General features: G+C 62.0%; 26 protein-coding genes and 1 pseudogene. 18 read left to right on the forward strand and 9 right to left on the reverse strand.

What is annotated here, in order from left to right; translation table 11 throughout:
* Window positions 1-62: 62 nt before the first annotated feature.
* The 3 genes from EHW12_RS09680 to EHW12_RS09690 all read right to left on the reverse strand — a co-directional run bounded on the left by EHW12_RS09680 (window position 63) and on the right by EHW12_RS09690 (window position 2079).
* Complete coding sequence (locus EHW12_RS09680; protein ID WP_007727498.1) at window positions 63-704, reverse strand: phosphatase PAP2 family protein; 642 nt, start codon at window positions 702-704, stop codon at window positions 63-65.
* A 2-nt stretch (window positions 705-706) separates the two neighbouring features.
* A complete protein-coding gene (locus EHW12_RS09685; protein WP_003940687.1) occupies window positions 707-1291 on the reverse strand; it encodes a M15 family metallopeptidase in 585 nt (194 codons plus the stop codon).
* Window positions 1292-1401: 110 nt separating this feature from the next.
* Window positions 1402-2079, reverse strand: a complete 678-nt coding sequence (locus tag EHW12_RS09690; protein WP_003940889.1) for a helix-turn-helix domain-containing protein — start codon at window positions 2077-2079, stop codon at window positions 1402-1404.
* Window positions 2080-2214: 135 nt separating this feature from the next.
* Here EHW12_RS09690 and EHW12_RS09695 point away from each other — a divergent pair, with 135 nt between their 5' ends.
* Together EHW12_RS09695 and EHW12_RS09700 are read left to right on the forward strand one after the other, a co-directional pair.
* Window positions 2215-3051, forward strand: coding sequence for a class I SAM-dependent methyltransferase (locus EHW12_RS09695; RefSeq protein ID WP_007727495.1), 837 nt, complete (start codon window positions 2215-2217; stop codon window positions 3049-3051).
* Window positions 3048-4439, forward strand: coding sequence for an FAD-binding oxidoreductase (locus EHW12_RS09700; protein WP_047270191.1), 1392 nt, complete (start codon window positions 3048-3050; stop codon window positions 4437-4439). The genes EHW12_RS09695 and EHW12_RS09700 overlap by 4 nt, the downstream gene beginning before the upstream one ends.
* A 9-nt stretch (window positions 4440-4448) precedes the next feature.
* On the opposite strand, the gene EHW12_RS09705 is transcribed toward EHW12_RS09700, so the two are convergent.
* Entirely contained in the window at window positions 4449-5648 is a 1200-nt protein-coding gene (locus EHW12_RS09705; protein WP_003940952.1) for a serine/threonine-protein kinase, read from the reverse strand.
* 227 nt (window positions 5649-5875) lie between these two features.
* Between EHW12_RS09705 and EHW12_RS09710 the strand changes: the two are divergent.
* The 7 genes and pseudogenes from EHW12_RS09710 (at window position 5876) to EHW12_RS09740 (ending at window position 13189) form a co-directional block, all read left to right on the forward strand.
* A pseudogene (locus tag EHW12_RS09710) lies at window positions 5876-6750 on the forward strand (hypothetical protein).
* A complete protein-coding gene (locus tag EHW12_RS09715; RefSeq protein ID WP_047270190.1) occupies window positions 6747-8300 on the forward strand; it encodes a DNA polymerase Y family protein in 1554 nt (517 codons plus the stop codon). Before EHW12_RS09710 ends, EHW12_RS09715 begins: the two are co-directional and overlap by 4 nt.
* A gap of 165 nt (window positions 8301-8465) precedes the next feature.
* Window positions 8466-9311, forward strand: coding sequence for an alpha/beta hydrolase (locus EHW12_RS09720; RefSeq protein ID WP_125050548.1), 846 nt, complete (start codon window positions 8466-8468; stop codon window positions 9309-9311).
* The gene (locus EHW12_RS09725) at window positions 9298-10053 is read left to right on the forward strand and encodes an alpha/beta hydrolase (protein ID WP_030535116.1); all 756 of its coding nucleotides are present in this window, start codon (window positions 9298-9300) and stop codon (window positions 10051-10053) included. The genes EHW12_RS09720 and EHW12_RS09725 overlap by 14 nt, the downstream gene beginning before the upstream one ends.
* 67 nt (window positions 10054-10120) lie before the next feature.
* Window positions 10121-10462, forward strand: a complete 342-nt coding sequence (locus EHW12_RS09730) for a DUF6292 family protein (protein ID WP_003940902.1) — start codon at window positions 10121-10123, stop codon at window positions 10460-10462.
* Between the two features lie 45 nt (window positions 10463-10507).
* Window positions 10508-12145: a sulfatase-like hydrolase/transferase gene (locus EHW12_RS09735; protein WP_125050549.1), complete on the forward strand. Its 1638-nt coding sequence runs from the start codon at window positions 10508-10510 to the stop codon at window positions 12143-12145.
* 87 nt (window positions 12146-12232) lie between these two features.
* Complete coding sequence (locus EHW12_RS09740) at window positions 12233-13189, forward strand: R2-like ligand-binding oxidase (protein WP_003940790.1); 957 nt, start codon at window positions 12233-12235, stop codon at window positions 13187-13189.
* Window positions 13190-13198: 9 nt separating this feature from the next.
* Here EHW12_RS09740 and EHW12_RS09745 read toward each other — a convergent pair whose 3' ends face one another.
* Window positions 13199-13837 carry an HD domain-containing protein gene (locus EHW12_RS09745; protein ID WP_007727481.1) on the reverse strand — a complete coding sequence of 213 codons (639 nt, stop codon included), beginning with the start codon at window positions 13835-13837 and terminating at the stop codon, window positions 13199-13201.
* 125 nt (window positions 13838-13962) lie between these two features.
* Here EHW12_RS09745 and EHW12_RS09750 point away from each other — a divergent pair, with 125 nt between their 5' ends.
* On the forward strand, window positions 13963-14919 hold the full coding sequence (locus EHW12_RS09750; protein WP_007727480.1) for a GlxA family transcriptional regulator: 957 nt from the start codon (window positions 13963-13965) through the stop codon (window positions 14917-14919).
* Here EHW12_RS09750 and EHW12_RS09755 read toward each other — a convergent pair.
* Window positions 14904-15749: an alpha/beta hydrolase gene (locus tag EHW12_RS09755; RefSeq protein WP_003940761.1), complete on the reverse strand. Its 846-nt coding sequence runs from the start codon at window positions 15747-15749 to the stop codon at window positions 14904-14906. The genes EHW12_RS09750 and EHW12_RS09755 overlap by 16 nt on opposite strands.
* Window positions 15750-16041: 292 nt before the next feature.
* Here EHW12_RS09755 and EHW12_RS09760 point away from each other — a divergent pair, with 292 nt between their 5' ends.
* From EHW12_RS09760 to EHW12_RS34970, 5 genes are all read left to right on the forward strand, one after another.
* Window positions 16042-16602 carry a TetR-like C-terminal domain-containing protein gene (locus EHW12_RS09760; protein ID WP_164490558.1) on the forward strand — a complete coding sequence of 187 codons (561 nt, stop codon included), beginning with the start codon at window positions 16042-16044 and terminating at the stop codon, window positions 16600-16602.
* A gap of 8 nt (window positions 16603-16610) precedes the next feature.
* Window positions 16611-17114 carry a hypothetical protein gene (locus EHW12_RS09765; protein WP_037129197.1) on the forward strand — a complete coding sequence of 168 codons (504 nt, stop codon included), beginning with the start codon at window positions 16611-16613 and terminating at the stop codon, window positions 17112-17114.
* A gap of 9 nt (window positions 17115-17123) precedes the next feature.
* The gene (locus EHW12_RS09770) at window positions 17124-17696 is read left to right on the forward strand and encodes a YdeI/OmpD-associated family protein (RefSeq protein WP_003940957.1); all 573 of its coding nucleotides are present in this window, start codon (window positions 17124-17126) and stop codon (window positions 17694-17696) included.
* Window positions 17697-17754: 58 nt separating this feature from the next.
* The gene (locus EHW12_RS09775) at window positions 17755-18645 is read left to right on the forward strand and encodes a sucrase ferredoxin (RefSeq protein WP_125050551.1); all 891 of its coding nucleotides are present in this window, start codon (window positions 17755-17757) and stop codon (window positions 18643-18645) included.
* A 134-nt stretch (window positions 18646-18779) separates the two neighbouring features.
* A complete protein-coding gene (locus EHW12_RS34970; RefSeq protein WP_206434840.1) occupies window positions 18780-20957 on the forward strand; it encodes a hypothetical protein in 2178 nt (725 codons plus the stop codon).
* Between the two features lie 267 nt (window positions 20958-21224).
* Here the strand turns inward: EHW12_RS34970 and EHW12_RS35180 are convergent, their stop codons facing one another.
* Complete coding sequence (locus tag EHW12_RS35180) at window positions 21225-21713, reverse strand: hypothetical protein (RefSeq protein ID WP_241199135.1); 489 nt, start codon at window positions 21711-21713, stop codon at window positions 21225-21227.
* 598 nt (window positions 21714-22311) lie between these two features.
* Here EHW12_RS35180 and EHW12_RS09790 point away from each other — a divergent pair.
* The gene (locus EHW12_RS09790) at window positions 22312-22893 is read left to right on the forward strand and encodes a GNAT family N-acetyltransferase (protein WP_007727469.1); all 582 of its coding nucleotides are present in this window, start codon (window positions 22312-22314) and stop codon (window positions 22891-22893) included.
* A gap of 13 nt (window positions 22894-22906) precedes the next feature.
* Here the strand turns inward: EHW12_RS09790 and EHW12_RS09795 are convergent, their stop codons facing one another.
* Window positions 22907-23521, reverse strand: coding sequence for an NAD(P)H-dependent oxidoreductase (locus EHW12_RS09795; RefSeq protein WP_007727467.1), 615 nt, complete (start codon window positions 23519-23521; stop codon window positions 22907-22909).
* Between the two features lie 76 nt (window positions 23522-23597).
* Between EHW12_RS09795 and EHW12_RS09800 the strand changes: the two genes are divergently transcribed.
* Complete coding sequence (locus EHW12_RS09800) at window positions 23598-24173, forward strand: TetR/AcrR family transcriptional regulator (protein ID WP_007727466.1); 576 nt, start codon at window positions 23598-23600, stop codon at window positions 24171-24173.
* Between the two features lie 2 nt (window positions 24174-24175).
* Here EHW12_RS09800 and EHW12_RS09805 read toward each other — a convergent pair whose 3' ends face one another.
* Window positions 24176-25099 carry a LysR family transcriptional regulator gene (locus tag EHW12_RS09805; protein ID WP_007727464.1) on the reverse strand — a complete coding sequence of 308 codons (924 nt, stop codon included), beginning with the start codon at window positions 25097-25099 and terminating at the stop codon, window positions 24176-24178.
* 81 nt (window positions 25100-25180) lie between these two features.
* Between EHW12_RS09805 and EHW12_RS09810 the strand changes: the two genes are divergently transcribed.
* On the forward strand, window positions 25181-26170 hold the full coding sequence (locus EHW12_RS09810; protein ID WP_125050553.1) for a pyridoxal-phosphate dependent enzyme: 990 nt from the start codon (window positions 25181-25183) through the stop codon (window positions 26168-26170).
* Window positions 26171-26211: the final 41 nt, after the last annotated feature.

Consider the following 26211-nt stretch of genomic DNA (forward strand, 5'->3'; position numbering starts at 1 on the left):
ACTCGCCATGATCAGGGGCCTTCTGCGGTCGGAGAAATCTCGGTCAGCCAAGGGTACAGGGGTCACACTCGCGAGAGTCGCTCGTTGCCTGAGTCTGCCAGCACCGCATGCCGGGCGACGCTGGTGTTCAACGGAAATGCCGACACAGCGAGGGTGTAGCAGCCGACGAGCAGTAGTGCACCGATCACGTCGCTCGGGCGGTGCCATTGCAGCACGACTACCGAGATCGCGGTTCCGATGGTGATCAGCGCACCGTTGACCGCAACGACCGCCCGCCACCTCGAGGGCGTGACGATCACGATCGCGCAGACCAGAGCAGCTATGGCCGTCAAAGTGCCGCTGGGGAAGGAATTGTGCATCACCAGACCGTTCAGGTCCGGTCGATTCAGCGATTGTTTGAGAACCCAGGCTGTCGTGATGGGGCCGAGGGTCACGACGACGACGCGTAAAGCTAGCGCAATCGGGTTGTTGCGCAATGTGATCATGAGCGCCACGAGCACTCCTCCCACTATCAGTATCGGGGTGACGAGGCCGATGAACTCGGCGGAGAACACGCTGAGGCGTTCGGAGGTGGCCGCGCCCACCATGAGTTGTTGATCGACGATCTGACCACCGGTCGTGTTGACCGCCAATTCGAATTCGACGACTCCGAGGATCAAGAGTGCCAGTGCGGCAATCAGTCTCGCTGGTTTGACTCGTGTCATGATCAGCCTTCCGCTCTCTCGTCCGAGGGGTTGCTCAGTTGTGGCGGGCATTCCCCGCCAGGAGTGGTTGCCAATTCGAAATGCCACATCTCGTTGGCGTAGGTCTGGCAGAGGCCGTAATCGCTGCCGTGCTGAATGAGCCAGTCGTCGGCGTCGGTCGGTCCGATGTCGACGGCCTGTCCACTGACATGCTTGGACAGGCTCGGCGAGTGCACCCACTTGGACGCTTCGTCCACGCTGCCGTACTTGACGACGGCTTCGTCGAACAGTCGCTGTTGGTATGCCGCGGACCGCCAACCCGACGTGACGTGCATGTCCACGCCGGATGCCTGTGCGTCGGCCGCTGCCGACTGGAGCGCCGCGAGCAGTGCGGAATCGAGACGGGCAAGCGCGGGCACATGAGTGTCCTGCAAGCTGATGCCGTCCTCGATCTCGCCGCCTGAGGGTCCTGAATCAGGCTGAGTGGCAAGGTAGTTACCGCTCTTCGGTTGTGCTTCTTCTGTGTACGAGCAGGAGCTGAGCGCGACCGCACCGAGCACGACTGCACCGAGTGCGACGAAGCGGATGATTCCGCGGTGGCTGGGCATACAACAGAGACTTCTCGGTCAGTGTCACCGGCAGGTGGTCACCGTTCGTCGACGGTGTCACGGTCTGCAACAGCTCTGTAACAGGACGGAACGGGGCTGGTGAGCGCGCGCTACGCGGGGCGCGGGATCGACGCGAAAGTCGACAGCTCGAACCACGATGGCAGGCTACGACGCAACGCAGTAGGCCCAGAAATGGTGACGTCACCGGACCGTATGGCGTCCGACCAGGTCAGGTTACCTCGCCAGATCTCGGTCATCTGTCGCAAGCCCGCAGAGACCGACACTGCAACGTCGAAACCCGGATCGATATCGCACATGTCCACCTCACCGGAATTGATGACGAGCCACCAGTTCCGCGAATGTCCACGTACTCCGGAGAATGCGAAGTGCACCACGGTCTTGCCTTCAGGCACCACGGAATGATCCACGCGGCGATGCATGTCCCACAGCAGCAGCTTCGGATCCAGATCTTCGTCGCCCAGTTCACCGATCCACCTGGTACCCCAGATGCCGAGAGCTTCGACCACAGGGCGCAGTTCGCGGCCGGCGTCGGTCAGACGATAGCTGACGACACAGTCGGTTTCTTCTCGCTCCACGATGCCGGCGACCGCGAGTTGGTGAAGCCGGGTCGAGAGCAGAGTCGGTGACATTCGCGGGAGCCCGCGGCGGAGATCGTTGAAATGTTCGCTTCCCATGATCAGTTCGCGGAGGAGAAGCAGTGTCCACCGCTCGTCGAGTAGCTCCATCGCCTTGGCGACGGGGCAGAACTGGTGGTACGAGGACCCCATCTCTCGATCGTAGGCGTCCGGGGTGCTCCGGTACAGATTTCGTACTGGAGAGGAGCGAACCGTCGTCGTAGCGTCGGAGTAACGGCATGAACGCTGTCAGGCTCCGAGTACGAAAAATATTGAAGGAGAACGGTAATGAGTGAATCAACGGGGACTCTCGGGTTGGACCGGGAGCTGAAGGCCAAGCACCGGGCAATGTGGGGGCTCGGTAACTATCCGGCGGTGGCGACGCAGGTCATCGCGGAACTCGGACCTGTATTGGTGCGTGAATGCGGCGTGCAGAAAGGAGATCGGGTGCTCGACGTCGCGGCGGGGTCCGGCAACGCCGCCATTCCGGCGGCTGCGCTGGGTGCGCAGGTGATCGCCACCGACCTGGCTCCCGAACTGTTCGTGGCAGGACGGGAGGCCGCGGCGCTCGCGGGTGTCGAACTCGATTGGCAGGAGGCCGATGCCGAGGCTCTTCCGTTCGGCGACAACGAGTTCGACGTAGTGCTCTCGTGCGTCGGTGTGATGTTTGCCCCGCATCATCAGCGCGCCGCGGACGAACTTTTGCGAGTATGCCGACCCGGCGGAAAGATCGGAGTGCTGAGTTGGACTCCGACGGGGTTCATCGGCGAGATGTTCAAAACGATGAAGCCGTATGCACCGCCCCCGCCTCCTGGTTCGCAGCCGGCGCCTTTGTGGGGCGACGAGAACCATGTTCGTGATCTGCTCGGCGATGTTGCCGCGAGGAAAGACGTACTTCGTGTGGACACATTCAGCGGGCCGGAAGATTTCCGCGATTTCTTCAAGAAGAATTACGGCCCGACCATCGCGGTGTACCGGAACATCGCCGGCGATCCTGACCGCACGCAGGCGCTCGATCGCGATCTGCTCGAGTTGGCAAAGAAGTACGGCAGCGGAAGCGAGCCGTTCGTGATGGAGTGGGAATACCTGCTTCTCACCGCGACACCCGACGAGGGCGGTGCATGATGACGACGGTCGAGTTCGCGCCACTGAAATCGGCGATCACGGGTTCTGTGTTCAGCCCCCGAGATCCGGAGTACGACGACGCCAGGTCGATCTGGAACGGGCAGATCGATCATCGTCCGGCGGTGATCGCCAGGTGCCGGTCGGCGTCGGATGTATCTGTGGCACTTGCATTTGCCAGAGCCCATTCGTTGGAGGTTTCGGTCAGAGGTGGTGGGCATTCCTACCGAGGTACCTCGGTGTGTGAAGGCGGTGTGATGATCGATCTCAGTGCGATCAACGTAGTCAGTGTCGCCCCGTCCGCGAAGCGAGCCAGGGTCGGTGGTGGTGCGACGATTGCCGACCTCGACGCCGCGACGCAGGAACACGGATTGGCAGTGACCGGTGGAGTGATCAGTGATACCGGCGTCGGTGGCCTGACCCTCGGCGGCGGCATGGGGTGGTTGACGCGCACGCTCGGCCTGGCGATCGACAATCTGGTGTCGGCAGAGGTGGTGCTCGCCGACGGTTCGATCGTGCGGGCCTCCGAGAACGATCACAGCGACTTGTTCTGGGCGCTGCGCGGCGGCGGTGGAAACTTCGGAGTGGTCACCGAGTTCGAGTACCGTCTGAGCGAGATCGGTCCGGAAGTGCATCTGGGACTGTTCTTCTGGGGGATGGAGGACGGACCCGCAGCGCTTCGTCTGTGCCGCGAAGTGGTGCCTGCCCTGCCGAGAAATGCCGGAGCGATGGTTGCCGTCGGTTTGTCCGCGCCTCCGGCACCGTTTGTTCCGGATCAGTTTCACCTGCTGCCCGGATACGCGTTGCTGGTAGCCGGTTTCGGATCGGAAGAGGAACACTCGAACGCGATTGCGCCGATTCGAGAGGGCGTGCCGACGCTGTTCGAGTTCGTCACCCCGCTCCCGTACATCGGTTTACAGTCGATGCTCGACGAATCGGAACCATGGGGTGCATACGCCTATGAGAAGGCCTTGGACCTGGTGGATTTCTCCGACGCCGTGATCGATGTTCTGACCGAGCAAGCGGGCAAGAAATCGTCGCCGATGTCCTTCATGCCGATCTTTCCGCTGCAGGGAGCTTTCACCTCCGTCGGCGAGGACGACACTGCGTTCGGTGGTTCTCGCACACCACATTACGTGTGCAACATGACGGCTACGGCCACCGATGCCGGGACACTGGAATTGGATCGATCGTGGGTGCGTGAGACCTGGGAAGCCTTGCGTCCGTTCTCGTCCAATCAAGGCGGGTACGTCAACTTCATGACCGATGTCGACGAGGACCGAGTGCGAGCGTCCTACGGTGCGGCGAAGTACGCGCGATTGTCCGCCGTCAAGGCGAAGTACGACCCGGACAACGTGTTTCACCTCAACGCAAACATTCTGCCCGCGTAGAGCGTCCGGTCAGGCCGTGAATACCAGGATGACGACGATCAGTGCGGCCAAGATGATGACGGCAACCATGCCTGTCATGGCGAGGGGAGCCCAGGCCACTACCTTGTCGCGGGTGCTGGCATCGGCGGGGCCGGTCGGTATCCGCGGCGGCCAGGAGAACATGTCCATGGGGCTGGGGACGTTCCGCAGTGGCGTGTTCTGTTGCACTGCAGGCAGTCCGGTGATCGTGGAGCCGGTCAGGCGATTGCGGCGGTGTGGGTCGGCGAGTTGTGTGGTGCGGTGAGCCCACGCCGGCACGGCGCCTTCGGACGAGTAGACGGGAGCGTCGATCAACTGCTCGATCGTGCCACCGCCCGTCGCGGCTGCAGCGAGCGCGTCGCGTGCCTGAGCCATCGTCGGCCGACGGGTGGGGTCCGGCTCGAGGAGCTGAAGGAGAACGTCGGTGAGCGGTCCGGACTTGGTGGGTCGGTAGATCTCGGCCTTGGCGACACGATGCAGTAGAGCGATGGCGTCCGAGTCGATGCCGAAGGGCGGTTGACCCTCGATCACCGTGTAGAGCGTCGACCCGAGTGAGAAGACGTCACTGGCCTCGGTGGGATCGTCGCCGCGGGCAACTTCGGGTGCAAAGTACGCGGGAGTGCCGGTGATGACCTCGTCCTGGGTGTCGGATACGTCGCTCTTTGCGCGGGCGATGCCGAAGTCACTGATCTTGACGGTGCCGAGAGACTTGCCTCGGTCGGCGATCAGGATGTTGCCGGGCTTGATGTCGCGGTGGACGATGCCGGCGGCGTGCGCCTCGGTGAGCGCCGCAGCGATCTGCGCGCCGATCTGCGCGACCTCCAGCGGTGGCAACGTGTCGGCCAAGTTCATCGCCTGGGCGAGGCTGCGGGCGGGGAAGTACTCCATGACCAACCACGGTTCACCGGACTCGATCGCGACGTCGTACATGGCGATGGAGTGGGGGTGGGTGAGCTTTGCGGCGTTCCTGCCTTCGCGCAATGTACGTTCACGGACCTCTTCGGCCGTTTCGGTGTCGAGGCCTTCCGTGCTTGTGACCTGTTTCACCGCGACGTCACGGCTGAGGAGGGTGTCGCGGGCCAGCCAGACGGCGCCCATGCCTCCGTCGCCGATCTTGGAGCGGAGTCGGTACCGCCCCGCCAGCAGGTATTCGGGCCCGATGCCCCTCCCGGTCTGCTCCTGAGCTGTCACATCTCAAGGTTAATGGATTGATGCCACTGTGACGCTCGAGGCTCCTGTGAACTGGGTTTTTTGCTCTGCTTGACGTGTCGGGGGTGACACGGTTTACTGAAAACAGTTCGAAAATATGTTCGAAATTGCTGTTCGTTGGATGCATGTCAGACCCGACTTCCCCGCGGTTTGCCGGCTGGTTATGGATTGCTGCCGAGTGAGTTTTTCCGGTGTTCCGGAGGATGGGGATGACCGAGGTGACCGAGTTGGTGGAGCTGTCGGCAGATGCGGCGGGGTTGTCCCGTCAGGATCGGCTGGCACAGCTCCGCCGACAGATCGCGTCCATTCCCTCTCGCGGCGATACGTCGTTTTCGGGACCGAGTGTTTCCGTGGCTGGTGTTTCCGGGACAAGTGCAGCAGCCTTCGAGAGTGTTGCCGACCGGGACATACCGGTCGTGAACCGCGCGCACAAGGCTGGTGTTCTCCCAGTGCCGGAAGGTATCGGGGCATTGCTACCGCAGGGCGGTTTGGTGCGCGGAACCGTGGTGTCCGTCGAGGGCGCTGCTTCCTTGCTCTTGGGATTGGTCGCGTCCGTGACGGCGTCCGGGGGCATGTGGCAGTCATCGGGCAACCTCGACTGGGATTGCTGGCGGCGTACGAGATGGGTGCGCAACTGGAACGTCTGGCGCTCATTCCGGCGCCTGGGCCGGATCCGGTCGAGATCGCTGCTGTGCTGCTCGACGGTATGGATCTGGTGATTCTGGGATTGGCGGGTGCGTCGGTATCCCCGTCGCGTGCGCGAGCGGTGGTGGCGCGCGCCCGGAGCAAGGGCTCGGCTCTTGTTGTCACCGAAGGTCACTGGGACGGGGCCGAAGTTCGGTTGGACGCTCGGGTTCATGGTTACGGTGGGTTCGGTCAGGGCCGTGAGTTGGGGCGTGGTCGGCTCAGTTCCCTGAGCCTCGCGGTTCGTGCTCGGGGGCGCTCGTTCCAGCCCCGGACCACGCGTCTGGACATCTGTAGTGCAGCCGGGCGGGTCGAGTGGGTACCTTCCCGGCCGGTCGAGGCCGTGTCGGAGCAGGTGGTGTCGGAGCAGGTGGTGTCGTCGCGGGTGGTGTCACTGTGAGCAGAGTTCTGGCGTTGTGGTGCCCGGACTGGCCGGCGGTGGCAGCGGCAGCGCTTGCCGATCTTCCTGCCACGCATCCTGTCGCGGTCACCTCGGGTAATCGGGTGATCGCATGTTCGGCGACGGCCCGCGCGGAGGGAGTGCGACGAGGCCTGCGCCGACGCGAGTCGCAGGCCCGCTGCCCGGAACTGTATGTGGCGATGGCAGATCCGGAACGCGACGCCAGATTGTTCGAGCCGGTCGCCGCGGCCATTGATGCGGTGGCACCGGGCGTCGAGGTACTTCGTCCTGGTTTGTTGGTGCTCAGTGCGCGAGGTGTCAGTCGGTACTTCGGTTCGGAGGAAGCCGCGGCGGAACGATTGGTGGATCAGGCATCTGCTGCGGGCGTCGAGAGTCAGGTGGGTGTGGCGGATCAACTGTCCACAGCGGTCATTGCCGCGCGCCGGGCAGCGCTGGTGCCGCCGGGGGAGGGGGCACGGTTTCTGGCGCCGCTACCCATGCCGGAGTTGGCGGCCGAGCCCAGTCTGTCTGCGCCGCATCGCGGGGAGTTGGTGGATCTGCTGCGCAGGCTCGGGATCAGAACCATCGGTGCTTTCGCGGATTTACCGGCAGTGGACGTCGCTTCGCGTTTCGGGGCCGATGCGGTGCTCGCGCATCGTGCGGCGCGCGGTGAACCCGAGCGGCCACCGTCGGCGCGGACGCTTCCGCCGGATCTGGAAGTGGAGCAGCATTACGATCCGTCGATCGAGCGGGTGGATGCCGCAGCGTTTGCCGGGCGCGCCTTGGCGAGTCTCCTGCACGACAAATTGTCGGCTGCCGCAGTGGCGTGTACCCGCCTGTCGATTTCGGCCAGCACGGGCAACGGTGAAAATCTTTCTCGGACTTGGCGTTGCGCCGAACCTCTGACACCGGAGGGAACGGCCGATCGAGTGCGATGGCAACTGGACGGCTGGCTCACCGGGCGCAGTGGGACCCGGCCGACCGCAGGCATAGCGGTGTTGCGTCTGGAACCGGTGGAGGTGGTCAGTGCCGGCGCTTTGCAGTTGGGGCTGTGGGGCGGTGTCGGCGACGAGGAGGAGCGGGCCAGGCGAGCATTGGTGCGCGTGCAAGGTCTTCTGGGCGGCGAATCGGTTCAGGTCGGTGTCCTGAGCGGTGGTCGAGGGCCCTCGGAGCGAATTACCCTGTTGCCCTTGGGTGACGAGCGGGTAGCTGCTCATGATCCGACAGCCCCGTGGCCTGGTCGTCTGCCGCAGCCGTCTCCGGGGTCGATCTTCGTCGACAATCCCAAGGTATGGCTGGAGGATGTGGCCGGCAACGCCGTGTACGTCACTGAGCGCGGTGTCTTCAGCTCGCAGCCGGGAAGGCTGAAGTGGGGGAGCAAGGAATGGGCAGTGCAGGGATGGGCCGGGCCCTGGCCGGTGGACGAGCGATGGTGGGACGCAGCCTCGGCGCGCACGGCCGCGCGGGCTCAGGTGCTGTTGGAGGAATCGCGGGCGTTGCTGATGATCTGTGAAGGCGGTGGATGGTCGGTGGAGGGCGTGTACGAATGAGCTCGTAGGTACAGCCAGCTGTACCGGACATGGTCGAGTCGACTGTACGAACAGTAGGGGCGCTGGCGCCATCGCACTGACGCCATCGGGCGCCTAGCGTTGATGACATTCAAAAACTCACTGTTGCAATGATTCTCGTCGTTGCAACTCTTCGCGAGGAGTGTCATGAAAACGGCGGGTCGAGCTGACGTTTCCGGAACCGATCGACTTCACTACGAGCCGATGGAGCTACGCGACGCACAACTTCTGGCATACGACGAGTCCGGCGAAGGCCGGATCGTGGAGGTGTTCGGCGATGTCGCCACAGCCGAGCACATCATGATCTTCGTGCCGGGCAACGACAACGGACTGGGAAACTACTTCGACGAGAACCGTCCGACAGGACCACGGGCGAGCGGATGGACACTGGGAAGGATGCTCCGAACGCTCGGGCCGAACGACCGCGTCGCGGTGATCGTGTGGGTCGGTTATCGGACGCCGTGGGGATTTCTCGAGTCGTTCTCCCGGACACTTGCAGAACTTGGTGCGATAGATCTGGCGCGGTTGACTCGTATCCTGCCGCGATCGGCGCATGTGACGCTCGTCGGGCACAGCTACGGGGCCGTGGTGTGCGGACTCGCTCTCCCGTCGGCGCGAGTGGACGATTGCGTGGTGCTGGGTAGTCCGGGGATGGGGACCAGTTCGCGCGAAGACCTGTGCTTTGCCGGAAATCTCTGGGCTGCGCTTGGTCCGTCGGACTGGATCCGCTACTTCCCACGCGTGAAGATCGGCCACATCGGGCACGGCCCGTCTCCAGTTCGGGCGCAGCACGAAGCCATTGTTTTCGGTACCGGTGCCGTTCGAGGGCATTGCGGCTACTTCGCCGATGCAAGCGAGTCGCTGCGAAACATCGCGAGGATCGGACTCGGTCGCTACGACGAGGTCACGCGACCAGGGGAGTTGCGGCCTCGGCTGACCGCGTCAGCAATCCGTGAGGACGGGTCTATCCTGGGAACTCGTGAGTGTCGCTAACGTACGAAGTGCCGGCGGGGTCCAGATCAGCTACCGCGATTCCGGCTCGCATCCCAGTGTGGCCGATCTGCCTCCGGTAGTCCTCGTGCACGGGATGGGCGGCGACAGCGGTACCTGGGACAAGTTCGCGCGGACCTTGCGATCACGCAACCGGCGAGTTGTCTCGGTCGACCTTCGCGGCCACGGCCGGAGCGCTCGTGCGTCGTCGTATCTGTTCGAGGAGTTCGCGGACGACGTCATGGACGTGTGTGATCATCTCGAACTCGAGCAGGTGGATCTGGTCGGCCACTCGCTCGGCGGGCACGCGGCGTCGTTGATCGCGCAGAAACGTCCCACTGCGGTGCGGAAGTTGGTCATCGAGGAAGCGCCGTTACCACTACGTGCGGGTGACCCGGAACAGGTGTTCGCGAGGAAATTGCCGAGTGTCCCAGAACTGTGGCACGCCACAACAAGTTTGGTGCGGCATCCGCGAGCCGCGTTGACGTTCGATCGCTCGATGACGCGGTCCGCGCTCGAGCAGTTCCGCCGACCGGATCCGCAGTGGTGGGATCGGTTGCCGCTCATCGAGGCTGACATGTTGTTCCTGCGTGGAGGTCTGGGCGGGATGGTGGATCCTGTTCGCCTCGACGCTGTTGCAGCCACCGTCGCACGCTGCGAATTGGTCTCTTTCCGTACCGGCCACAGTGTCCACCGCGACGGTCATCGCCAATTCGAATCCGTTGTGTTGCCGTTCATTTCCTGAAAGCGCAATACTCGATCGGTGATGCCAAGAACCCATCCGAAACGTGTGTGGCACCGAATGTACTTCCATGCATACCAACGGCAACGACTGGTCCGCACACGAATACATCGACGCGGTAGCACGGTCCGTTCACGGTGAGACCGTCCGATGGCCGCAGGGGCCGAGCATGGATGCGGTGATCGTCCTTCCCGTTCATGCCAGGCACCATCCGGGGAAGAACGCAGTTCTGCTCTGGAATCACGACTTCGGTTGGTCGTGGGGTGTCGAGGAGGCTGATGTGCGAAGGACGATTTCGATAGTCGACACCCTCGGTATCGGCCGGACACCGGATCCGCTGCGCTGTGCGGATCGGGTTATCGAACTGATCAGCGCACGGGCAGTTTGCTCGCGCATGTGTAGCGAAGAGTGATTCGGTCAACTCTGGGGCGACAACGCCTCCGAGAGGACGACGCCCGTGAACCCAGAGAACGTTCCAGCCCCGCATTGTCATTCATTGCCGCGCCGGACGTTCCTCGGTGGCGTCGGTGCCCTTGTCCTCGCGGGAGTGGCAGACGTCGCGGCCGGCGCGGTGAGCGCGGTGCCGGTACAAGCAGCACCCGCCGATCGGTTTCCGCAGAAACCCAACATCGTTGTCATCATCACCGATCAGGAACGCCGGTCGATGTACTGGCCCCAAGGCTGGGCTGAACAGAATCTGCCCAACCGCAAGAGGATTGCCGATCACGGGCTGAGTTTCGACCAGGCAGTGTGCAACACCGCGATGTGCTCGCCCAGTCGCAGTACGTTCTTCACCGGCCTCTACCCCGCGCAGCACGGGGTCACCAGAACGCTCACCGAAGGTGGCACTGTCTCACCCACCGAGCCACAGTTGCAGGTCTCCGAACAGAACATGGCAAAGCTGCTGGCGTCGGCCGGCTACAACGTCCAGTACCGGGGGAAATGGCATCTGAGCAAAGGCGTCGAGGGTGGTGATCCGACAAGCGAGGACGTGGCAGGATTCGGCTTCGAGGGGTGGATTCCGCCGGACGCGGGCCAGGACACCAATCCGGATCACTTCGGTGGCGGGTGCGCAGACCATGATCGCCGTGTCGCCGAGGAAGCTGTCGAGTTCCTCTCCGGACCCGCAGTCACATCCGGACAGCCTTGGGCGCTGATCGTCTCGTTCGTGAACCCGCACGATGTCCTCGCGTACCCCCAGACGTGGAACGCGATGAACGGCACGTGCGACAACTACGGATCGGACGCGCCGGGCGCCTTCGAGCAGGGTATCGACTTGCCGCCCACCTTCGACGAGATCCTGGCGCTCAATCACAAACCGACAGCCCAGGTTCAGTCGGAACTGCTGTTGGCAGCCGGGCTCGGGCCGCTGCTCGGACCCGATCAGGCGCGTAACTACATCAACTTCTACGCCTATATGCACAAGGTGGTCGACGAACACATCGGCAGCGTGCTCGACGCGATCGAAGCCACTCCACAGATGCTCGACGACACGGTGATCGTTCGGATGTCCGATCACGGGGAGATGGGGATGAGCCACGGAGGTTTGCGGCAGAAAGTGTTCAACGCCTACGAGGAAACACTGCGCGTTCCACTGGTCATCAGCAACCCCTTGCTGTTTCCCGAACCCGTTCGCACCGACGCCCTGGCGTCGTTGATCGACGTGATGCCCACTCTCGCCACGCTCGCCCAAGCGCCTGCGCGTCAATCGTGGAACTTCCTGGGTACCGATCTGACACCGGTCATCGTCGACGCTGCCGCTTATCCGCAAAGTCCCAGCACGCAGGTTCAGGACACGATTCTGTTCACCTACGACGATCAGAACTGTGCGACGCCCGACGGTCAGAACATCGTCACGCAGCCCAACCACATTCGGTGCATACGCGAGAGCCGCTGGAAGTACACGATGTACTTCGATCCTGCGGGAGTTGCTGCGCCGCAATACGAACTGTACGACTTACAAGCCGACCCCTTGGAACTGAACAATCTCGCCAATCCGCTCAACATCGGTTCGTATCGGCCGGATCTGGCAGCTCAGATGAACGCCAAGCTCTTCGCAGTGATGGAGACCAAGGGTGTTTCCTTGAAGGAATAGATCGAATTTCGTCAAAACTGATTCACGTTTCAGTTCTGCGGGCATGCTGGTGGGGCATCTGTCTTCGGTTCGGGAAGAAGGAATGTCATGACTGTCACCTCGCCGGGGCGAGAAGGTTTCAGTTCTCTTCGGTCGGGAGGGTTGAACTGGGATTCGTTCCCACTCCGATTGTTCACCAAGGGAAACGCCAAATTCTGGAACCCAACCGACCTCGATTTTTCGCAGGATGCCCGTGACTGGCAGGAGCTGACCAGCGAACAACAGCGCAGCGCCACCTTCCTGTGTGCGCAGTTCATCGCCGGTGAAGAAGCCGTCACCGAAGACATTCAACCGTTCATGAAAGCAATGTCGACCGAGGGACGATTCGGCGACGAGATGTACTTGACGCAGTTCTGTTTCGAGGAAGCCAAGCACACCCAGGTGTTTCGGCTGTGGATGGACGAAGTGGGATTGACCAGTGACCTGCATTCCTACGTCGCTGACAATCCGTACTACCGGCAACTGTTCTACGAGGAGCTGCCGTCGTCGCTACGCATTCTCGAGACAGACCCCAGCCCGGTCAACCAGGTGCGTGCCAGCGTCACGTACAACCACGTCATCGAGGGCAGTCTGGCGTTGACGGGTTACTACGCCTGGCAGAAAGTTTGTGCGACGCGCGGAATCCTCCCTGGCATGCAGCAATTGGTGCGAAAGATCGGTGACGACGAACGACGGCACATGGCTTGGGGAACGTTCACCTGCCGAAGGCACGTCGCCGCCGACGATCACAACTGGGACGTCGTCCAGCAGCGGATGGGTGAACTCATGCCCATGGCCCTCGGAATGATCAACTGGGTCAACGATCAATTCGAGGTGCAGCCGTTCGGTTTGGACAATCAGGAGTTCCTCGAGTATGCCGCAGACCGTGCGCAGCGCCGACTTTCGGCGATCGAGTCTGCACGCGGGCGCGACGTCGCCGAGATCGACCTCGACTATTCGCCGGAGACCCTCGAGGAAAAGTTCGGGGCAGAAGATGCCGCTGCGATGAGTGAGGCGGCCAAATGACTGCGAATTCTATTGGGGCCAAGCCGAGTTCTGGATGACCTCGACAAAATCGATGTGCCGAAATCCCGGCACGAAATGTTCGAGTACGTCAGCGTTCACCGTCCCGAACGTGCTTTCGGGACGGTGCTTGAAGCCGTCGGTGAAGGCCTTCAAGATCTGATTCTTGAAATCCGGACGGGGGTGGGCCGCGGTGACGGCGTCGATGTCGGCCTGGTCGAGTTCGCTGTATCCGATTCCGAGTACATCGGTCTCCACACCCGCTGTCACCAAGGCGATTTCGGGCTCCAGCCGCGAGGGGACCTCGGGCGTCGTATGTAGAGCGATGCCTTCCCACACTTTGCGGATGTCGGTTTCGTCGACTTCGTAGCCGGTGAGGAATCGCCGCGCTTCGTCCGCGCTGTCCAATTCGAATCGCGCCGTACTGTCCCGGAATTTCTCGGTGAGCCCCAGGTCGTGAAACATGGCGCCGACGTAGAGCAATTCGGGGTCGGCGTGCAGTCCCAAACGCGCGCCTTGCAGCGATCCGAAGAGGAAGACGCGTCGCGAGTGGTGAAACAGTAACTCGGACGCCGTATCTCGGACGAGTTCGGTGGCGTCGGCAGCCATCTTCGAATCGGGGATTTTCACACCGGCAATGATCGTGTTCATCGGTACCTGCTCTGCTCGTCGCTGCTGCGAATTTCTCGGTCTGTCCAAGTGTCGGTCGAGCACGCACGCGGGCGCACCCTGATCTCGGCCATACTGTCCACAGATCAGGACGAAGGGGAGCGATCGTGACCGCAGTGCATCGAGTTGCCGTCCTGGTGTTCGACGGCGTCAAACTGCTCGACGTCGCAGGTCCGAGTGAGGTGTTCGCAGAGGCCAATCGCGGCGGAGCGAACTACGAGTTGGTGATCTGCTCGGTAGGTGGACACGATGTCGACTCGTCGACCGGCATGCGCATTCCGGTCGACTGTGACGTCGCAGATTCCGGTTCCTTCGACACGTTGCTGGTCATGGGTGGCGACGTGTTCCCGTCGATGCCGGTGAGTCCGGAATTGCGTGAGGCAGCGAGCGATCTGGCGAGACGTTCGGGTCGGGTTGCCTCGATCTGTACCGGGACATTCATCCTGGCGGCGAGTGGACTGCTCGATGGACGCCGCGCAACGACGCATTGGCAACACACGGCAACGCTGGCGCGCGCCTATCCGCAGATCACGGTAGTTCCCGACGCCATTTTCATCCAGGACGGCACGGTGTTCTCGTCTGCGGGTGTGACCGCCGGGATCGACCTCGCGCTCGCATTGCTCGAGCGAGATCATGGTGCAGAAATGGCCCGACGTGTCGCACAGCTTCTGGTGGTATTTCTCCAACGTCCAGGTGGGCAGTCACAGTTCTCGCCGTCGTTGAGCGGGCCGCGGCCCCGGGTGCCCGCGCTTCGCGCAGTGGTCGAGGCGGTGGCCGCCGATCCGGCGGGGGAGTACTCGGTCGACGAACTGGCTGCCCTGGCGCACCTGAGCCCACGGCATCTGACGAGGCTCTTTCGGGAAGAACTCGGTACGACGCCGGCCAAATACGTCGAGTTGATCCGTTTCGACTCCGCGAAAGCGCTCCTCGATGCCGGCCACTCGGTGACCGAAGCCGCGCAATTGGCGGGATTCGGCAGTTCGGAATCCCTACGACGAGCATTTTCCACGCATCTCGGAATCTCGCCGCAGGTGTACCGCCGTCGTTTTCAAGCTTTCGGCTGAGACTGACTTTCGTGCTTGCCTTGCGGCGGGCTCATGCCCTGCTTGTCGAGCCAGGCAAGGCTGTAGTCCGCGATCTCACGCCAGCCGTGGTCGATGGTCAGCGAGTGACCTCGATCGCCGAAGACCTTGTATTCGTTGATCGTCGGGGCCTTGGCGTACTTCTTGAACGAGCTGTCCGAACTGGCTTTCGGGACTGTGCGATCCTTGCCGCCGCCGATCATCAGGAGTGGCCCGCGGCGGGCGTTGAAATCTACTGCAGCGGGGCTGTGGGGCGCGAAGTTGGCGAGTGCTGCCTCGAACAACGGCCGACCAGGGGCGGGAATCGCATACTGCTCGAACAATGCGTCGGACTCGTCCTTGGACACGGCACTGGCGAAGGACTTGTGGAACGACTCTCTGTTGTGTGAGTACGCCTTCCGGTAGTTCCCGGGGTTGGACAGGACCGGGAAAACACTGCCCAGTTGAACGAGGGGAAGTTTCAACACCCCTTTGGGCTGAGCCGGGTCGATGGCAATTGCCGCGGTCGCCAGCTTCTGGCCCAGAAGTTTCTGCGCGATCAAACCTCCGAACGAATGCCCCACCACGATCGGTGGTTCGTCGAGATCGGCTATCACCTTGGCGTAGTGATCCGTCACGTCCTCGATGCCGTGTCCCGCGATGTCTTCCGGGTGTTCACGCGTCTCACCCACGGTCGACGCGTCCCCTGGCCATCCCGGCGCCATTGTGGAGTACCCCTGCGCGCTGAAAACCTGCGCCCAGGGGTCCCACGTGGTCGGGTGCATCCAAAGTCCGTGGATGAACAGAACAGTCGGGTTGGACTTGGGCGACATGCGCGCTCCCCGCTATCGGACCGATGATCGATACGGGATGCCCGCTTTTTACAACCTCATTCACCGGCGATCAGATCCAAGGCAGACGTCATTGTCGGTCGTCCGTGATCAGGCGGTAAATGACGTACATGGCAAACCATGCCATCGCGACCGACGCGAGAACAAAAAGCACTTCGAAGAACACAACCATGTCAATCGCCGCCTCACTGGTTAAGAAAACTGTTCGAGTATCGAACATATCGCAAGTAATAGTTGCGATATGACTGAGTGTCGCGATTGGCACAATGAGGCTATGAAGCAAAGGGGTCGAGCGGTCCGAACGGCTGTGATCGAAGCGACTGTGCGGAAGGTCGCTGAACTGGGACCGCAGTCGGTGACGATCGCCGCGATAGCGGTCGAAGCCGACGTTCATCCAACGTCGATCTACCGTCGATGGGCGACGGTCGACTTGCTGGTCGTCGATGCACTCCGAGAGTTCACCGATGCAGATTTGTCGATACCCGACACCGGAACACTCGTCGGTGATCTTCGAACTTTTGCTCGACGTCTGCAAGATTGGCTCGCGACAGACACCGGATTGGCACTGGCCCGCACGGGTGTGATGCCTACTGATGACGCGGAAGTCCTGGCTGCGCGCGCACAGTTCTGGCGTACCCGATTCGATGCGGCAGCAGTCATGATCAACCGCGGAATCGAGCGCGGCGAGGTCCCGGACAGTACTGATCCAGACACTGTTCTCGCGGCAATAGCTTCGCCGATCCGTCTGGCCGCGATTTCCCAGAGCACAGAGCCTCGTATCGATATCGACAAACTGGTTGCACTTGTCGTCGGCGTCGATTCAAGAGTGAAATGATCGACGACATGGCACCAACTGGATCTGCGAAGGCGATGGCACTGTGGACCACCGCTTTTGTTGTCTCACAAGCGAATATTGCTCGCCTACTCGGGCCGGTGGCTCCCAAAGTATTGGAAGTGCAGACGGCGTTCTCCGCTCGCCGGTACGTCGAAATATTGGACTCCATGGACGAAGAGGCCACGGCACGATTTCGTAGTCACTACTACCCCGACTTCGTACATCCCGCGATCTACGCGATGGCTTTGCGGTCAGCGGGCACGAGGCTCGGGGAGCGGGTTCCCCTTTCCCCGGCAACTCGGCGCGCCCTTGCCGTAGTGCCCGTACTGTCGGCGGCCGGCGACTACGTCGAGAACGTGGTCGGACTCCATTTCCTCGATCATCGCGACAGGATCACCGACTCGAGGGTTCGCGCCGCTTCGACCGTCAGTATTGCCAAATGGGTGCTCGCACTCGGAACTCTCGGATATTTGTCGCAGGGTTTTGTCAGGGTATGGGTATCGCGAAAATGAGGAGCACTGATGGCAGTCGAACTCGATACCGAATACTTCGCTGACGGAGCAGAGTTCCGTCGATGGCTGTCCGAGAACCACGAGGTGGTCCCCGGCCTTTGGCTGAAAATGGCCAAGAAGACCTCGTCGCACAGTTCGATCGACTACGACCAAGCGTTGGACGTTGCCCTGTGCTTCGGCTGGATCGACAGCCTCGCACGGCGAATCGACGACGATTTCTTCGTACAGAAGTTTTCGCGACGCACCGCGCGGAGTCCGTGGTCCAAACGCAACGTCGAGATAGTCGCCCGCCTCGACGCTGCGGGACTTCTCGAGCCTTCCGGCATCGCCGAGATCGAGAAGGCCAAGGCCGACGGTCGATGGGATCGCGCGTACGAGGGATCAGCCAAGGCCGAGGTCCCGAAAGACTTTCTCGATGCGCTCGCGGAAAACCCGAAGGCTCGTGAGTTCTACGCGACGCTCAATTCCACCAACCGATTCACCATCGCGTACCGACTGCAGGAGGCAAAGCGTCCGGAGACGCGAGCCAGGCGGATCGAGAAGTTCGTGAACCAGCTTGCGGAGGGCAAGAAGTTCTATTGAGCTGCCGTGTCACTGGGCCACAGGGACTTGCGAATCGACACCCAGCGAGGCTGACACAATGGGCCTCGTGATCGAAGCCGAAACCTGTTCCGCACTGTCTGCTGTCGATGAGCCGCTGGCAGGCAGCGCTGCCGTCGTGCGGGGCTGGGTATGCCTCGAATTCAATGCCGCGTGGGGTCGTGACGTGTTGGACGGTACGGCCTTGGGGGAGGACCTTGCCGCCGAGCTGAGCCGCCGAGCCGATGCAGCGAACGTGCGAATCATGTTCGTTCGGCGACCCGGGCGTACCGATCCGATGACTGATGGACACACCGTCCTGCTTGCGCGCTCCGATCCGAGCGACTCATGGTGTGAAAGGTTGCACATCGATTTGCCGATGGAATTACTCGACGTCGATTTCTTCTTGTTGGATGGGCCGCCACCAGGACTGGGCGAGCAAGTGACCGAGCCAGTCGTATTGGTCTGCGCGCACGGCAAGCGCGACCAGTGCTGCGCTGTATTCGGCAGGCCGATCGCCGCAGCGCTGATGTCGTCCTTCGGACCCCAGGTGTGGGAGTGTTCGCATACCGGCGGGCACCGATTTGCGCCGTCGATGATCCTGTTGCCGAGCGGCAATACGTACGGCCGCCTGTCGGCAAGTGAGAGTGTCACGGCCGTGGAGGTGGCTTCCCGAGATCAGGTCCATTTGCCAGGCCTGCGTGGACGGAGTTGTTGGTCTCCTGCGGGGCAGGCTTCGGAAATTGCTGTGCGACAGCAAATAACCTGCGGAATCGACGACTTGGCTGTCATCGAGCAGGCGAGTGACGGGACATGCGTCGTCGCACATGTGGACGGCCGGCGATGGGCGGTGGAGACGGCACTCTCCGAACTCGCGCCGCGTCCACCGAGTTGCGGCGCGGCGCCCAAGCCGGTCAGGCCAGTTGTGGTCACGTCGATTCGAGACCTGTGATTTCATCGTCGGTTTTCTACGATCAGTCTCGATGAACTCGGGCGTGGGCCAGCGTTACTGCAACGGGAGCGCAAAGACAGCGGGCGGTCATCGAGACATCGCCTGAGAAGATAGCTTTCTCGGGAGAACGTACCGTGGGGTACGTTCTGGGAATGGCACCGACGTGGGAACAGATCCGAGGCGCGAATTACGGCACGATGGGACGCACTGTGCGTGGCGTCGTTCACCGCCCCGACGGGTCGTGGCAGCTGGTGTTGCATGCTCCGGAGGCGGCGTGGCGCTACGAAAACGAGTCGGGTGAGCCGATCTTTCTGGAGAACGCGACGGACAGATGGTCCCGCGACGCGGACGATGCGATGGTCCACGCCGTCAAGTCTCCGAACACGATGTACGCGACCATCGGTATCGGTTCACCAGCGCTGCTTCTCCGCGCTTATGACACGTTCCCTCCTGCATCAAGTCATATGCTCGACAACGAACGATTCGTCGACCCCAGTACACCCCGCGCAGCGATCGTGCGAGGCCGCGAAGGATGGGCGGTGACCGCTCTCGATCAGTACACCAACGAGACGGTTACTTATGTGTTCGATGCGGAACTCGGTGTCGCGTTGCGGTGGCAGCACGGCGACGAGTGGATGGAACTCGAAAACCCCGCACTGGATGAAGAATTCGATCCAGGATTGTTCCGATGGACGGGTCCCTCGCGTCCTGCGCAAGACGAGATCGCGAAGCATCAACGTGAGCATCAGGAACGGGAACGCGCTCTGGCCGAGATTCCTCAGGCGGTTCCGACATGGCTCCCGATGACGATAGTTGCCACGTCGCAGTCAGGTGATCCTCGCACCGGCGAACTGAGCCTGTCGATCCACGGACAGTCGCCCCAATTCACGTTGCGTCGTTGGGTGAGCGCGATCGGCGAGCCAGCTCTAGAGTGGCCGAACGATCTCACACCGCAGCGTTATCGATGCTCGCTCGGTGACTGGACGTACGAAATTCGTGGTTATCAGGACATCGACCCAACGGACTGCGCTCGCATCGTCCAGTCGATTGTGCCCGTCGACCCGCCCAGTCGGGAGGCAGCCGAGATCGCCGCCGAACTCGCGGCGGAGGAACTTGATCGCCGAGAAGCAGAGTTGCTCGAGGCTCTGGGAACCGGTCGAGTGCTTACCGATCACCTCGTCGACGAGTCTTTGTTGATCCGAACCGATTTCACCGACGATGGCGCTTGGCGTGAGATCGCCGTCGCTGCAATGGCTCCGGTATCGGAGGGTGACGGCGATCTGGAGTTTGCTGCATACCTCACCTGCATCGACAATCGGGACTATGACGGATTGACTGTCGACGGCCTGCTCGGGCTGATCGGCGAGCCGCCGCCCTACTACGCGTTTCTAGTCGATGCAGAGACGGTGAGAACCCCTGAGCGTCCCATCGTCGCTGTCTACACGGGCCCCGACGAACCGGATCGGCCACGGGGGAGGACATTTCGCGTCATTCCCGCGGAAATGTGGAGTGTGGAGAACAATCTGTCGATCGCGAATATGGACTTCGAGTCCTTCGCAGACAGTACTGATGACGATGGGGTCTTTCGCGGATTTCCCGAGCCTGCTCGCCCGGTTGAGGAAGTGACGACCCGTGAGATTGCACAGTGGATTGCCGACGATCTCGACACCGACGCCCTCAGAGATTTCTACGCTGAGATCGCCGGGCGCAAGTACCCCTATCCGGTGTCACTGTTCGAAGTCGATCTGTCGGAGGCCCACGCCCAGGCCCGCGACATCGACTACGGCGCGGACACAGATCTTGTCGGATACGAGGCATTTCTGGAAGCGACAGCACGTGGCGGTCCAGCACTGCTTGGAAATGTCCCAGCCCACCACGCGCAGTGGACGTTCGTGATCGACCACGAGTCGTATCGGCCGATTGCGGCGTACCGCGTCGGATTCGGCACCTACACCCCACCCGACTCCGAGAGCGGAGTGCCGCAACCTATGCGCCTAGAGGTGCCGTTCGTGTGCACCGAACCGGTGTCGCTGTCGTCGTTGACGGACAGGGACGACCTGGTGGACCGCGAGGCGGTGAAGCGAGCTGTACTGGCTGAGGCCGCACGCCTGCACGGCGACGCCCAGATCACCGGCGGCGAACCCATACTCGCGCGGATTCCACGACTCGCAGGATTTAACATTGGCTGCCCGGTACAGGTCGACGGTCAACACGTTTACTACATAGCCATCGTGACCGACGCCGCCGACGCATTTATCGTGCAGGAGGTACCGCCGGAGGGACTGAGAGTTGTCGGTCCAGGGGAACCCTGAACAACGGTCAGATGCCGGTAAGTTTGATACATCCCGGCTGTGGGCACCGCGATCATTTCGTTGCCCGAGTTCAACTTCGCGAAACGAGAATCCTTTTGGCCGCAGAAATTGAACGACCTCCGCGATAAGCCTGAGGACAACAACCCAAGAATGGATATCGACGATGAATCCTGCTGCTGGTTGGCATCCCGATCCATACGATTCGACCATCGATCGGTATTGGGATGGGCAACAGTGGACATCGGAAACTCGGCTCAAGACCACAGGTTATGCATCTGTTGGTGATCCGACCGCTCGGGCGAGGAAGAGGCGGACATGGCCGTGGATTTTAGGCGCCGGTGTACTCGCTACCGGTGTTCTCAGTGTCGTGATCGTCGAGACAGGGGCTGATCCCGACGAGAAGACCGACTCGGTGTCCGTAGTATCCACCACCAGTTCGGCGGCGCCGACAACACTCTCGCGGACGACGACATCCGTCACGACTACGGCGGCGGCGTCTTCTATAACGTCGGTGCCTGAGGTCATGGAAACGTCCGAGGTGTACGTGCCGACAACGCAGATGATGCCGGCCGAACCTCCACCGACCTCGCAACGCTCGCTGGAGTATTCGTGCAGCGACGCGGACTGGCGAGACGCGATGGGTGCCGAAGGAAACGCGTTGTGCGGATCAACCTGGACGCCCCGCAACCAGTCCCAGCCCACGACGCAGTACACGCCGCCGGCGACCACCACTCGCGGACAGTCGACGGTTGGCACGGTGCACCCTGGTTCGTACTGCAGTACACCGGGGGCCGTTGGTGTCACAGCCAACGGCACGCCGATGGTGTGCGCGCCAGGTTCGGACGGAAAGGACCGCTGGCGGTCAGCCTGAGCCTGTTTTCGGAGAGCCGGGTCCGTGTCCCAGTTCCTGACTCATCTGGCCGATTTAGGTGCGGTGCGTGTACGGATGGTGAACGCAACACCAGCTATTCGAGGAGCACACATCTACAGCTGCCCTCGTCTTTACCGACACCCACGCCCTGATGGCGACCGAAGTCTGGTCCGAAGCGAACGAGACGAAATTCAAACGGACGCAGGCGTGGAAAGGAGCCCCTCGATAGCTGCTGGCAATATTTGATTTGGTGACCGACGCAGCGGCGGCGTGCGCCGCGCGTATCGACTAGTCCGGCGGTACCTGGACGCGAACTCCCACCGGCGGTCGCGTCGACCGAGTCTTGTCAAACCTGCCAGCGACACACGCTCCGTCGTTGCACGGTCACGGCACTAGGCTGGAACCGCTGACTCGGCCCCAGATGTCGGTCGAGCCTGGCCTGGCCCGACTCGACCGTTGCGGGTGCGACGTAGCATCGCTGCTATGACAGTCGATTTGGTTGCGCCTGACGAGGCCTTGTGGGTGTCCTGGTTGGAGTCGCGTGACGAGTGGGGCGGACCGCAGGCGGATCAGCCCGGTTCGGCGTTGGGAGTTGCGCAACGTCTGGATCTGGACCTTGCATCACGCGATGGATTCGGGCAGTGGGTTCAGGAGTTGTTGGCGCAGCCCGAGGCGTTGCCGGGGCCCGACATTGTCCCGGCAACCAACTGGTGGATCGTGCGAGACGGCAGGTATCTCGGTGCTATCCAGTTGCGACACAGCTTGAATGAGTTCTTGGCGGATCTTGGTGGTCATATCGGCTACGGGATTCGGCCGTCGGAACGGCGGAAAGGGATAGCGTCGGCTGCTCTGCGGGAAGTGCTCACGTATGCCGGCGACCCGGTGGGGCTCAGTCGCGTCCTGATTACCTGCGACGAAACGAACGCGGGTTCGCGTAATGTTATCGAAGGGTGTGGGGGACTTCTCGATAGCGTGCGCCCAGCTGATCAGTTGTCGCGCAACCTCGGCCATTCGGGAGACACGCTTCGCTACTGGGCGGCCACGGGCCGGTCAAGCGCCAGTTGACCGTTTTTGACCGTCAACGGGAAGTCGCGGTCGCAGGGTAGGCGACACGGGACGCGATGCTTTCGCTGAGGTCGTGGATTTCTGCGGCGAGGACGTCTCGGCTCTTCGTGTCCGACTCGTGAACGAAGGTTGTCGATCCCAGTGTGGCACCGCAATATTCGATGATTCCGCGTTCGATCTGTGTCCGGAAGGCCTCGTACACGCCGTGTCGGTCGAAACTCTCGGCGTCGTCACCTGCGACTGGAATCAGGTGGACGGTGAGTCGGTCCAGTTTCTTCACGAATTCGCTTCCCGGGGTGAATTCGTACGCCCATCCGCTGACGAAGACTCGATCGATCCAACCTTTGAGTAGTGCGGGCATCGACCACCAGTACATCGGAAACACGAGAATCAGATCGTCTGCACGATCGATTCGCTCCTGCTCGGCTGCAACGTCGGCCGGGGGAGCCCCTTTGCCGCGGAACAGGTTCACATCGGCTTCGGCGAATCGGGGATCGAAATTCTCGGCATGTAGGTCCGCGAAGTCGACGTCGCCGCCCAGGTCGCGGATCGCGTCGGCGGTAGAACGGGCGACATGCTGGGTAAGTGACTGGGGATCGGGGTGGGAGACTACGACGAGTGTGGTCATGAGCGTCCTTCGGTAGATGGTGCGCTTATGTACTAAGAGTAGGTTACTATTGGTATATAGCGCAAGGAGGTGTCCGATGGCACGTACGAGACTGTCGCGAGCCGGCAGGTACGAACAACTCGTGGAGGTGTCGTGGGCGTTGGTGCGAGAGGAGGGTGCGGACGCGCTGACCCTTGGTCGGTTGGCTGAACGTGCCGTCGTTGCAAAGCCAGTTGTATACAGCCATTTCGCCTCTCGCGCCGCGTTGTTGGCAGCGCTCTTCAAGGAATTCGACGATCGTCAGACGGTGATGCTCGAGGAGTATCTCGATGCCGCGGATGAGTCTCTGAACGGACGCGCGAATGCCATCGCCGACTCCTACGTCGGATGTTCGCTGGCGCAGGGGCGTGAACTGACGGGTGTGCTTGCAGCGCTGGAGGGTTCGCCCGAGCTGGAGCGGGTCAAGCGTGAATCGGAACACGCCTATTCCGAACGATGTCGGGAGGTGCTGACTCCCTTTGGTGCGGGCGGAGGACTTGCGCAACCTTCGATGACCGCAATATTCGGTGCTGCAGAGGCACTCTCGCATGCGGCGGTAGCGGGAGCGCTCTCGCCCGACGATGCTCGAAGCGAACTTGCCGCACTGATAGTCGCGGTGGTCGGCCGGACCTGAGGTCACCGGTTATCTTGGTGCCCATCCAATTCGACGCGCTCACGCATGGATTCGGATATCGCTGTCAGAGTTCTGACGAACGCGTCGATCGCGGGAGCAAGTGGAGGTTTGCCGTAGGTTGCGACGGAGACAGTGCGTCGCTCGCCGGGAATGCGGTGTGCGCGGATACTCGGGTTCTGATGTGCCTGGAGGGCGAGGGCCGGAAGGGTGCTTACCCCGCTTCCGGAGGCGACCAGGGCTTGGACGGCGACGTAGTCGTCGGTCTCGAACTCGATCCGCGGAATGAATCCAGCTCGATTGCAAGCGGTGAGGAGGTGGGCTCGGCAGCTCGGGCAACCGGCAATCCAGGTCTCACCGGCGTAGTCCGTGATCTCGTTGGCGGCATCTGCATTCCGCGTAGAGGTGATCAGGTACAACGGATCTTCCAGCAAAGTCGTCTGCGCGACATGCTTGAGCCCGACTTCAGGGGTGTCCTCGTGCGCGAAGACAACAGCTACGTCGACATCGTTGTTACGAAGCAGTGCAAGTGCTTTGGGTGGTTCTGCATCAACGAGGCTGATGGACACATCGGGGTACTGGGACGTGAACGCTGCCATCGCCTGCGGAATCAAACTCGCCAGGGCTGACGGGAATGCGGCCAGTCGTACCCGCCCGGCCCTCAGTCCTGCGTACGTCTGGACTTCGGCTACCGCTGCGTCGACGTGGCCGAGGATCTCGGTGGCTCGCCGAACCAGCACTGCGCCAGCGTCCGTCAGGCGCAGTCCACGACCCGCTCTCTGGAACAGTGGAACCCCGACTTCCGATTCGAGCTGTCGAAGGTGGTGACTGATGGAGGGCTGCGCGTAACCGAGAGAATCGGCGGCGGCTGTCACCGACCCTTCCTGTGCAACAGCGACCAGGACCCTCAGCCGAATTAGATCGAGCATGCCAAAATCATAGAAGATTTCGATGCTTTGGACGAAAACACGTATTGGATCTATGAATCGGTGTTTGGCAGGGTGAATCACATGGCACCGGCATCTGATCTCACGGCATCAAACCAGCTACATCCACCCGTATGGGCAGACATCGAGCGTGCCAGTCAGGTCGTCCGTCGGCATCTACCGGTCACGCCCCTGATATCGCACCCGACCTTGGGTGCGGGCTCGTGCAGCCAATTGTTCGTCAAACACGAGAACGTGCACCCCACGGGTGCGTTCAAGGTTCGCGGCGGACTGAACCTGGTGGCAGGACTGGATGAGGCGACGCGGGCGCGGGGGATTGTCGGCTACTCGACCGGAAACCATGCTCAATCCTTGGCGTATGCCGCGGCGGGTGCGGGCGTGCGGTGTGTGATCGTCATGCCGGTTGGGGCGAATCCAGTCAAGGCTCACGCTGTCCGCATGCTCGGAGCCGAGCTCATCGAGCACGGTGTGAACTTCGACGAGGCACGTGCTCATGCCGATTTCATCAGCGAACGTGACGGCCTGCGTCTCGTGAGCGCCGCCAATGAGCCGGCAATCCTCGCCGGTGTTGCAACGGCCTACGTCGAACTCCTCGAACAACAACCTGATCTGGACGCGGTGGTGGTCCCAGTCGGTGGCGGCAGCGGTGCGGCGGCGGCGTGTCTCGTCGCCAGTGCGCTTGCACCGCACCTCGAGGTGTTCGCAGTGCAGTCTGAGGCCGCACGAGCCGCACATGACTCGTGGAGTTCCGGCACGTGCGTCGAGCGCTCGAACACCACCCGTGTCGAAGGGCTTGCGACCGGTGCCGGGTTCGCACTCACTCAACGTGTCTTGCGTGAACGCCTCGGGGGATTCCTGCTCGTCACGGACGATGACATCACCCTCGCGCAGCGGGCGTTGCTCTACGACGCTCACACTTTGAGCGAAGGCGCCGGTGCGGCCGCACTTGCTGCGGTCTATGCGCATCCGAACACCTTCGCTGGCAAGCGCGTTGCTGTTGTCTGCACGGGCGCCAATGCCTCCGAGAATGAGATCCGCAGGGTCGTCGGCTGACCGATGGCATGATCGGAACCATGGGCCAGTTTGGTAGGGCG

Origin of the sequence: Rhodococcus sp. NJ-530 (assembly GCF_003860625.1) — a bacterium.
In the GTDB taxonomy this organism is placed as follows: domain Bacteria; phylum Actinomycetota; class Actinomycetes; order Mycobacteriales; family Mycobacteriaceae; genus Rhodococcus_F; species Rhodococcus_F qingshengii.

Coding starts and splice junctions, on each gene's coding strand:
- EHW12_RS09680 (WP_007727498.1), bottom strand. CDS start 704: ATGACACGAGTCAAACCAGCGAGACTGATTGCCGCACTGGCACTCTTG.
- EHW12_RS09685 (WP_003940687.1), bottom strand. CDS start 1,291: ATGCCCAGCCACCGCGGAATCATCCGCTTCGTCGCACTCGGTGCAGTC.
- EHW12_RS09690 (WP_003940889.1), bottom strand. CDS start 2,079: ATGGGGTCCTCGTACCACCAGTTCTGCCCCGTCGCCAAGGCGATGGAG.
- EHW12_RS09695 (WP_007727495.1), top strand. CDS start 2,215: ATGAGTGAATCAACGGGGACTCTCGGGTTGGACCGGGAGCTGAAGGCC.
- EHW12_RS09700 (WP_047270191.1), top strand. CDS start 3,048: ATGATGACGACGGTCGAGTTCGCGCCACTGAAATCGGCGATCACGGGT.
- EHW12_RS09720 (WP_125050548.1), top strand. CDS start 8,466: ATGAAAACGGCGGGTCGAGCTGACGTTTCCGGAACCGATCGACTTCAC.
- EHW12_RS09730 (WP_003940902.1), top strand. CDS start 10,121: ATGCATACCAACGGCAACGACTGGTCCGCACACGAATACATCGACGCG.
- EHW12_RS09740 (WP_003940790.1), top strand. CDS start 12,233: ATGACTGTCACCTCGCCGGGGCGAGAAGGTTTCAGTTCTCTTCGGTCG.
- EHW12_RS09745 (WP_007727481.1), bottom strand. CDS start 13,837: ATGAACACGATCATTGCCGGTGTGAAAATCCCCGATTCGAAGATGGCT.
- EHW12_RS09755 (WP_003940761.1), bottom strand. CDS start 15,749: ATGTCGCCCAAGTCCAACCCGACTGTTCTGTTCATCCACGGACTTTGG.
- EHW12_RS09760 (WP_164490558.1), top strand. CDS start 16,042: ATGAAGCAAAGGGGTCGAGCGGTCCGAACGGCTGTGATCGAAGCGACT.
- EHW12_RS09765 (WP_037129197.1), top strand. CDS start 16,611: ATGGCACCAACTGGATCTGCGAAGGCGATGGCACTGTGGACCACCGCT.
- EHW12_RS09770 (WP_003940957.1), top strand. CDS start 17,124: ATGGCAGTCGAACTCGATACCGAATACTTCGCTGACGGAGCAGAGTTC.
- EHW12_RS09775 (WP_125050551.1), top strand. CDS start 17,755: ATGGGCCTCGTGATCGAAGCCGAAACCTGTTCCGCACTGTCTGCTGTC.
- EHW12_RS09790 (WP_007727469.1), top strand. CDS start 22,312: ATGACAGTCGATTTGGTTGCGCCTGACGAGGCCTTGTGGGTGTCCTGG.
- EHW12_RS09795 (WP_007727467.1), bottom strand. CDS start 23,521: ATGACCACACTCGTCGTAGTCTCCCACCCCGATCCCCAGTCACTTACC.
- EHW12_RS09800 (WP_007727466.1), top strand. CDS start 23,598: ATGGCACGTACGAGACTGTCGCGAGCCGGCAGGTACGAACAACTCGTG.
- EHW12_RS09805 (WP_007727464.1), bottom strand. CDS start 25,099: ATGCTCGATCTAATTCGGCTGAGGGTCCTGGTCGCTGTTGCACAGGAA.
- EHW12_RS09810 (WP_125050553.1), top strand. CDS start 25,181: ATGGCACCGGCATCTGATCTCACGGCATCAAACCAGCTACATCCACCC.